Source organism: Stappia taiwanensis, from assembly GCF_014635285.1.
Taxonomy (GTDB): domain Bacteria; phylum Pseudomonadota; class Alphaproteobacteria; order Rhizobiales; family Stappiaceae; genus Stappia; species Stappia taiwanensis.
The window spans coordinates 1-6,934 of record NZ_BMCR01000017.1 but is presented as its reverse complement, the minus strand read 5'-3'; the positions used below and the strand labels follow the sequence as shown (position 1 = coordinate 6,934).

Genomic DNA, 6,934 nt, shown 5'->3' with positions numbered 1-6,934 from the left:
CTGTCTCCTTCGTTGAGGAACAGGCTAACCCAAAATCGGGAACATCTCAGGGGAGCAGGTCAGTTCCTTTCATCGCCCCGCATAAGATTTCTGGAGGTTCAGAGAGGCAGCAGCCAGCAGTGCCTTGTTAACCGCGCAGCGGTTTCCAAGGCAGCTGGCCAGGGGCTACGCGCCCCGTGGACCCCCGATATGAGACGACCAGGAGTGAATGATGGCGAGCAGTGGCAGCGAGAAACGGCAGAAGAATAGAGCGGTCGGTGTGCGCCTGGAGGACGAGCTTTTCGACATTCTGACTGACCGCGCCGCCCGGGTAGGATTGCGGCGCGGCACCTACGCCTACCAGGTACTCGCTGAACACCTCGTCGGGGCAGATCCCGTCGCTCGGATTGCCCGCAATCGGGTCATCGTGTCCGAAGAAGACCGGCGGGTTGTTGCAGAGTTTTCACGACATGCGGCGAACCTTGCCGGCTCCCTCATAGAGGCTGCGCGAGCCGCCAGGCTCGGCCGGATGAAGGCCTACCATCAACTGATCGAGCGCCTAATCGCAGATCTTCCGACCGTGCGCGAGGCGGTCTATGCCATCCAACGGGCGATCAAATGATCGGAGGAATGACGGAACACACGGGGGATGCGGCACTCGCTCATCACTGGCTGAAAGCCGACGACCATGAGCGCGTCGTGATCCGGACCCAAGGTCTTCTCGCCCAGGAAGCTGTCGACGGGCTGGAAGAACTCCGGCTCCTCGCAACGGGCTGCCGGTCTCGTAAGCCCATCCTGCACGCCTGGGCGAGCCCATCCATTGACTACGATCCTGACGAATGGGAGGCGTATTGGCATCGGTTCGAGGACGAGATGGATCTTCTCGGACAGCCCTATGTCGAAGCTATCCATCAAAAATTTGGTCGCGGCGGCCGCCATGCCACCCACACCCATCGGGCCTACCTGCGGGTCACGCCCGAGGGCAAGGCCATCCGCATGAGCCACCTCGCCCCCCGGCAGGAGAAGCTATCGCGTATTAGCGAATTCATGTCCGGCGAACCCTTCACCAGCGGCGTCTACAACCGCTCGGTCATTGCAGCCTTGCGAGAGACCGAGTTTGTCGCAGTTGCCGATGCGATGATTGAGGCGGGCTTGGACCGGCACCGAGCAAGCCAGGCGACATCCGCACAAGAACGCGCGGCTTCCGAGCGCCTTGAGGATCTGGCAATCGACGAAGTGGAGGCCCGGCTCTGGCGCGCATGGACAGCATGCTCGGGTGGCCAAGCATTTTCAGACCTGCTTGAGGCGATGGGACTGAGGCTGGCCATTGGCGAGAAAGTCCCCGTTGTCGTCACCCCACGATGCAACCGGGTACCGCTCCGGCGAGCCTTGAGCCGTGTTTCGAAACGGCATGGGCAGGCATCAATCCGCAAGGCGGATGTCGACAGACGGCTTGCCAATCTGGAGCTAGTTCACTGCGAAAGCCTTGAGCCGTTGTACGACTTTGCAGTGGAGCGCCTCGGAGTGACCGGGCGCGCGACGCGAGAAGAACGCAGGGCGACAAAAGAAGAGCTCGAACCGAGCTACCAGCCAATTGATTTTCCAACCGATCCTCCGACCGAAAGCCCAAAGCAACTTGCGGAGGAAAGAGGCACACCGGAATACTCTGACCCGGCAACGCCTCAGCCGCTCGACCCTTCGCAATTAACGCCTGAAGTCCTCGCTGCGATCGTCCGCTTCAAGGAAGCCTTCTTTGCGTCGTCCCCGCTGGTGGAGGCACCTGAGGAGACGGATAGGAAAGCAGAGCAAAGAGCAAAATTTCGTCGAGCAAAAACCCTTGAAAAAGACTTGCTCCAGCAACCGAGTCTGCAGGATGTCACGTGGCGGGACCGCTACAAGGCTGACCTGGCAGATCTTCCGCAAGAGCTCGGGCCTCGCCTCGCCTGGGTAGAAAAGCAGGAAGCGGGTCGAAAACAAATCCGTCTGAAAAGCGGCGTAGTCGTCACCACCGAACCTTTGCGGGTATCCGTCTCCAAGGCATCAATCGACACCGTCAAGATCATCGTTGCCCATGCAAAAAGGAAAGGCTGGAAACGCGTTGTGATCACCGGCGGCACGGATGAATGGCGCGAGCATCTTACCCGGGCCGTGACTCGCGCGGGCATGGAAATCCAGAACCCTGAATTGAAGGGTATTGCAACCAACGAGACCGATCGCGAAGCGACACGGGTCCTTGTCCAAGCCTGGCGTGCGACCAGAAAACAGGCTCAAGACACGCGCAGCCGAAAAGATATCGAAGTGTTTTACCGGGCAATCGACGCATTGGCGGGCGCTACAGATCTCGACGTTGTTCTCGAACCTGAGATCGCCGAACGGCTCAGATCCGATCGGGAAAAGTTGCGGGACCTTCGCGAAGAGGCAACACACAGCTATCAACCGGCGGGACCGTGATGGAGGATGTCCAAGGCACAGGGCGGCGGCGCGGCGCGCCTTGGAAACGCCGCTTCGCGACGAATTTGTCGATGCGGAAAGACAAGTGCGCAGATCAAAGCCTAAGCTGGCGTAGGCAATGCCAGAGACGCCAGCTTAGGCTATGAACCGCTCCGGGTTTGCCGGAGGCTGATTTCGGTTAGTTACGCGGCCATGTCTTCAGTTTCCAGGGGGCAGAGCACTCCGAGACCGGGACCCGAAAAGCTTTCGTTTCACTATCCTGCAACGAGTGTCTCCAGACATGGATGCCGACGACATGATCCGACTGGAATCGTCCTGGAAAGAGAGACTTCATACTCGACCCCCTTTTGGTTTGAACGACAACTGACTTCGGCTGTCTCTGAAGAACAGATAATTCCGGCACGATATCCAAAACCTCAAAGAACAACGGGGCGGAACGAGCCGCGGGGAGCCTCAGTGATGCGATCGCTTGGTCGGCAGATATTGTTCGCAGATTTTGGCGGTTTTCTCGTCACGGGTAAATTCGGCGGGAGACTTTCCGCAGAGTTCAGGCCTTGAACTGTGCATCCACAGCCTGGCCTTATCGGGATCGTAATATCTGCTCAGCGCTTGTTCTTCCAAGTTCGCGACGGCGACCTCACGGCGCTGTCGGAGGATCTCCTCGTGCTCCAGTTTCCGCCTTAATTGATTGAGTGCATCGACCGCCCTGCTGTAGCCTTCCTCGCTCTTCGCTGCCCCCAAAGGCGTTAAGCCGCCAAGAGATGAATTGGGAACATCCAGCCATCCCTGAGCTTGATCATTAAGCACTTCGAATGCCATTTCCTTGACGCGATCAACCCGGGCAATCTCGGCGGCCAGTTCCTTTTCTCTCCTGGCAATTTCCCTTTGTTCAGCTTCATTTCGTTTTCTATCGAGAGAACGCTGGAGTTCAGCTGCGAGCGGAAGGCCGAAAAGATCCATTCCGGGTTGCGGCGAAAATCGGATCTTCGATTGAATCCCGGAAATTTCTCGACACAGCATCGACCACTCCGGTTCATCATTTTGGATAGCATCCGTAATGCAAAAAACGCGGCCGGGGAGCACGGTATTGGCCCAATTCTCAAAATCGAACGAACGGGTTTCATATTCAGGAACGCCGTTCAATTGTTTCGTAACGATATCGCGGATCTCAGCCAAGCGTCTCCTTGGTCGTTCGCGCATTTCCTGTGCGTGTTCGATACAATTCAACAGGGTGGAAGTGACGTGCCAGCTATCCTGCCTGCCGGCATGTAGGAACCCAAGCCGCTCCACCTTACGCAAGTAATCCTCAACCGCTTTCTCTGGAGGAGCAAATGGGAGCCCGGCTTCCTTCAGCGCCGATGAAACATAGTCAGGGACGGAACGAAAATTGGGGTCAATCCAATTGCGGCTCCTCAATCCGTAAACCGCATTACGTGTTCGAAAGAGTTTGTCGACGACGGAAAGCAGGTCATGAATGATGGCTGCCTGCCACTCGGCAACGGGAACATTGAAACAGCCGGCGCCGTCGACTGGAAGATTGATGATTTCATCCAACCCTTCGAGGCGGAGCAAGGATTCGTATTGAGCGTTTCCTTTCGCCTCGGAGGGTAGTTTGTGATGATACAGCGCTCGAAAGTTTTCGATCTCTCGCTTCCGATCTTGTTCCCGTTGACGCCGCTTGTCGGCCAGTCGGTCACGCGCCTCCGATACGCGGGGATTGTACAACCAGTCCCTCGGCGCCTTGTAGAGAATGTCGTCGGCGAGATCTTCCAAGGCGCGATCACGATATCCGGCGAGATCGATTTCAATGGCGCCGACATTTCGGGATCGAATACGAGCGATTTTTACGTCGTCGCAGGCGTGCGTCACCTTGAATTCAACAATCAGCCTGCGTCCCCCCAACTCCAAGAGGACATCCGGAACGATATCTCCGTCCTTGGTTTCAAGGATCGCCCTTTCGAATTCTAGGACGTCGTTGCGAACTACGACCTCACGATCCTCCTCTTCGGCGATGACCAATGCAGGGAGCTTGATCTTTAGCTCTCGATCAAGGACAGCTTTGGCATGCTTGTGGAGAGCTGTTTCCCCGGCAGACTTGCACGATTGTCCGTCCGGATCAGAGTGGTGTGCGAAACAATGTGCTCGGATTTTGCCCTTCCTGGCCACCATAAGCCGCTGGCATCCGGGGCACACACATCCGCACTTTAGTCCAGACGGAACGTCATCGATATGCCGAAGTTCGCCATCCGGTCCCTCGGCGACCAGTGCACCACCTTGTTCGGTGCAGTCAAAAAGTTGACCAAGCAATATGCGGGTCATTGGCGTGAGCCCTATCGAATTATCGGAATCAGAGCGGAAGCCATTAGAGAATGCGCTCAGCCGAAATCCAACTCACAGGCGCTGCCAGATTTTTTGTCTGTTGCCCGGTCGTCGGCATCAACGTAGTGCATCTCAGCCTTATTACAATTTTCGATATGTGAGATTGTCCATAGTATTGCAGTCTCGGCAATTCGGGACCGTTTTAGTCCACACGGAAAATTGTCGTTACGGGAGGGCGGAGATGAAAGCGACGCTGTTGATTTGCGCGAGCTTGATCGCGGTGTATGGACGCCCGAATACAAAGCGGATTGGTGTTCGAAGTGATTTGGCCATTTTCAAAAAAGACCTCCGCGAACGTGCCTGACGCGTTGGTGTTCAAGAGCCCTGAAGCTTTTCTTGAATATCAATGCGAATACGGAGAAACGGACATACGACCTCAGGATCAGGGTATTGTCGCCTTGGTCATGGACTCCTCTCGTGAGTTCGGGGTGAATGGCTGGAACTGAACATCTTTGAAACCCTGCAGGAGGCCCGCGAAACCGCAACAGACTGGCTCTGGACATACAACAATGACCGCCCCAGCATGGCTATCGGCGGGATCACTCCCGCAATGAAACTGAGAGAAACCGAACTGGCCGCGTAATTCTACAAAAGCATCCCATCAAAAATGGGAGGATTACCGGGGAGGGGTAGTGTTTGTTGATCGACGAACCGGACGGCTCGCCAAGAGGCTAAGAAGGATTCAAGTGCCTTGACGGCACGGTGTCATGTTGAACCGCACCCTTGGCTCCAGGATGGAGGGCGGGAAATGAAGTTCCCGCGACCGTTCTTAACCATTCGGGAAAGCCGAGGGACAATAGGAATGAATCCTTTGAATGGATACTTACCTTTGAAATATCAGAGGGGTAGGTGGTTTTCGTTTAGGTCATTTCCGGCTCCTGCGTTCGGTGAAGCCGGTTTTTCCGGAAGAACCCGGACAAAAAGTTAACAAATGCGCGATCTATCGGAAAAAATTACAAGAAGGCGTGGATAGACGAGATGCAAAAAGGAAAAGCCGGACAACCGATCCAATCGACCGCTTTGCGCGCTCATGGCAATCGCTCACTGAAAATATTTCTCTTCGACCACATACACCTTCTGCCGTGCCAACTTACATGCGCGGGGTTGAAAGGTTCACATCTATATCGTAGCGATTGTCTCTCTATTCAGAACAGGCACTTATCAAAATATACCACAAGCTGCTTTTTCGGGGACGGTAATGGCTGACATGACTGATATGAAAAACGAAAACTCCTCTTCGCAGACCAACCCGGCAAAAGGGGTGGGAAACGGTGTGCCGCAGCTTGATCCGGCGATGACCGAGAAGATCGCCCAGGTGCGGTCCAAAGTGCACGAGACCTTCGGCAAGGTCGCGCTGGCTATGATGGCTTTGCCGCGCTACCGGCATCTATCGCTGCTGGACCTCAACGCGGTGCTGCTCGAGCCGCTGATCCGCGACCGAGTGGCGATTGCCTCCTCAACCAAGTCGGAAACCGGCGAAGCCTCTCATCTGGACACGCTTTCCGGCATCGCGATCTGGGCTTCGGTCTCCGAAGACGTGGATCAGAAGATCCGCGAGCAGATCAAGGCCGGCGTTTTCCCTTTGCGTCTTGCGGCGGACGACTGGAACTCCGGGTCGATCCACTGGCTGTTCGACGTGATCGCGCCGAACGAGCGGCTGACCACCTCAGTCATTGCCAACTTCAAGCAGGTGGTGAAGGAAGGCGACCTGCGCATTCATCCGCTGATCACGCGCCTGGTCGATCCCGAAACCTTGAAGAAGATGGGCGCCGCGCCGGTCAACGCCAAAAAGGCGGACGCGTAACGGCACGGGGGCGACCGGTCTGCCGGTTCCCCTTTTATCCGAAACGCGGCGTGCCGGTAGCGTGGTCAAGAGGGCAAGGCGGAGGATCTCTTCGGCGGCGTGGAGATGCGCCGACCGCGCTGCTGGCTGTCTCCCTTCTGGAGGAGCGGTAAGAGCTACGCATTCGGCTGGCGGGATTTTCAGAACGGCACTGAGCTTCAGGTGATCTGCCATGACACGGGAGCGCCCGTTCGTCGACTGTGCAAGGGGCAATTGCAAGCCAACCGGATCGGATGAGGTATATGTCAGTTTACACGATTTACGCAGACCGAAGCGAAGACG

At 56.3% G+C, this 6,934-nt stretch carries 5 protein-coding genes and 1 pseudogene; 5 read left to right on the top strand and 1 reads right to left on the bottom strand.

Translation table 11 applies throughout. The features are described 5' to 3' along the window. Window positions 1-211: 211 nt before the first annotated feature. The gene (locus IEV83_RS19975) at window positions 212-601 is read left to right on the top strand and encodes a hypothetical protein (protein ID WP_181762141.1); all 390 of its coding nucleotides are present in this window, start codon (window positions 212-214) and stop codon (window positions 599-601) included. Continuing rightward, window positions 598-2,430 carry an LPD7 domain-containing protein gene (locus tag IEV83_RS19970; RefSeq protein ID WP_181762140.1) on the top strand — a complete coding sequence of 611 codons (1,833 nt, stop codon included), beginning with the start codon at window positions 598-600 and terminating at the stop codon, window positions 2,428-2,430. The genes IEV83_RS19975 and IEV83_RS19970 overlap by 4 nt, the downstream gene beginning before the upstream one ends. A 453-nt stretch (window positions 2,431-2,883) precedes the next feature. Here the strand turns inward: IEV83_RS19970 and IEV83_RS19965 are convergent, their stop codons facing one another. Continuing rightward, window positions 2,884-4,749, bottom strand: coding sequence for an antitoxin Xre/MbcA/ParS toxin-binding domain-containing protein (locus IEV83_RS19965; protein ID WP_244628271.1), 1,866 nt, complete (start codon window positions 4,747-4,749; stop codon window positions 2,884-2,886). Window positions 4,750-4,990: 241 nt separating this feature from the next. On the opposite strand from IEV83_RS19965, the gene IEV83_RS20385 reads away from it, so the two are divergent. The 3 genes and pseudogenes from IEV83_RS20385 to IEV83_RS19955 all read left to right on the top strand — a co-directional run bounded on the left by IEV83_RS20385 (window position 4,991) and on the right by IEV83_RS19955 (window position 6,613). Beyond that, on the top strand, window positions 4,991-5,113 hold the full coding sequence (locus tag IEV83_RS20385) for a hypothetical protein (protein WP_280514011.1): 123 nt from the start codon (window positions 4,991-4,993) through the stop codon (window positions 5,111-5,113). A 117-nt stretch (window positions 5,114-5,230) separates the two neighbouring features. Next, window positions 5,231-5,392 (top strand): annotated as a pseudogene (locus IEV83_RS19960) (integrase core domain-containing protein); the annotation flags it as partial. 624 nt (window positions 5,393-6,016) lie between these two features. Beyond that, on the top strand, window positions 6,017-6,613 hold the full coding sequence (locus tag IEV83_RS19955; protein WP_209003265.1) for a toxin-activating lysine-acyltransferase: 597 nt from the start codon (window positions 6,017-6,019) through the stop codon (window positions 6,611-6,613). Window positions 6,614-6,934: the final 321 nt, after the last annotated feature.

What these genes read in the sequence shown, in the direction of transcription:
- IEV83_RS19975 (WP_181762141.1), top strand. Translation starts at nt 212, where the DNA reads ATGGCGAGCAGTGGCAGCGAGAAACGGCAGAAGAATAGAGCGGTCGGT.
- IEV83_RS19970 (WP_181762140.1), top strand. Translation starts at nt 598, where the DNA reads ATGATCGGAGGAATGACGGAACACACGGGGGATGCGGCACTCGCTCAT.
- IEV83_RS19965 (WP_244628271.1), bottom strand. Translation starts at nt 4,749, where the DNA reads ATGACCCGCATATTGCTTGGTCAACTTTTTGACTGCACCGAACAAGGT.
- IEV83_RS20385 (WP_280514011.1), top strand. Translation starts at nt 4,991, where the DNA reads ATGAAAGCGACGCTGTTGATTTGCGCGAGCTTGATCGCGGTGTATGGA.
- IEV83_RS19955 (WP_209003265.1), top strand. Translation starts at nt 6,017, where the DNA reads ATGACTGATATGAAAAACGAAAACTCCTCTTCGCAGACCAACCCGGCA.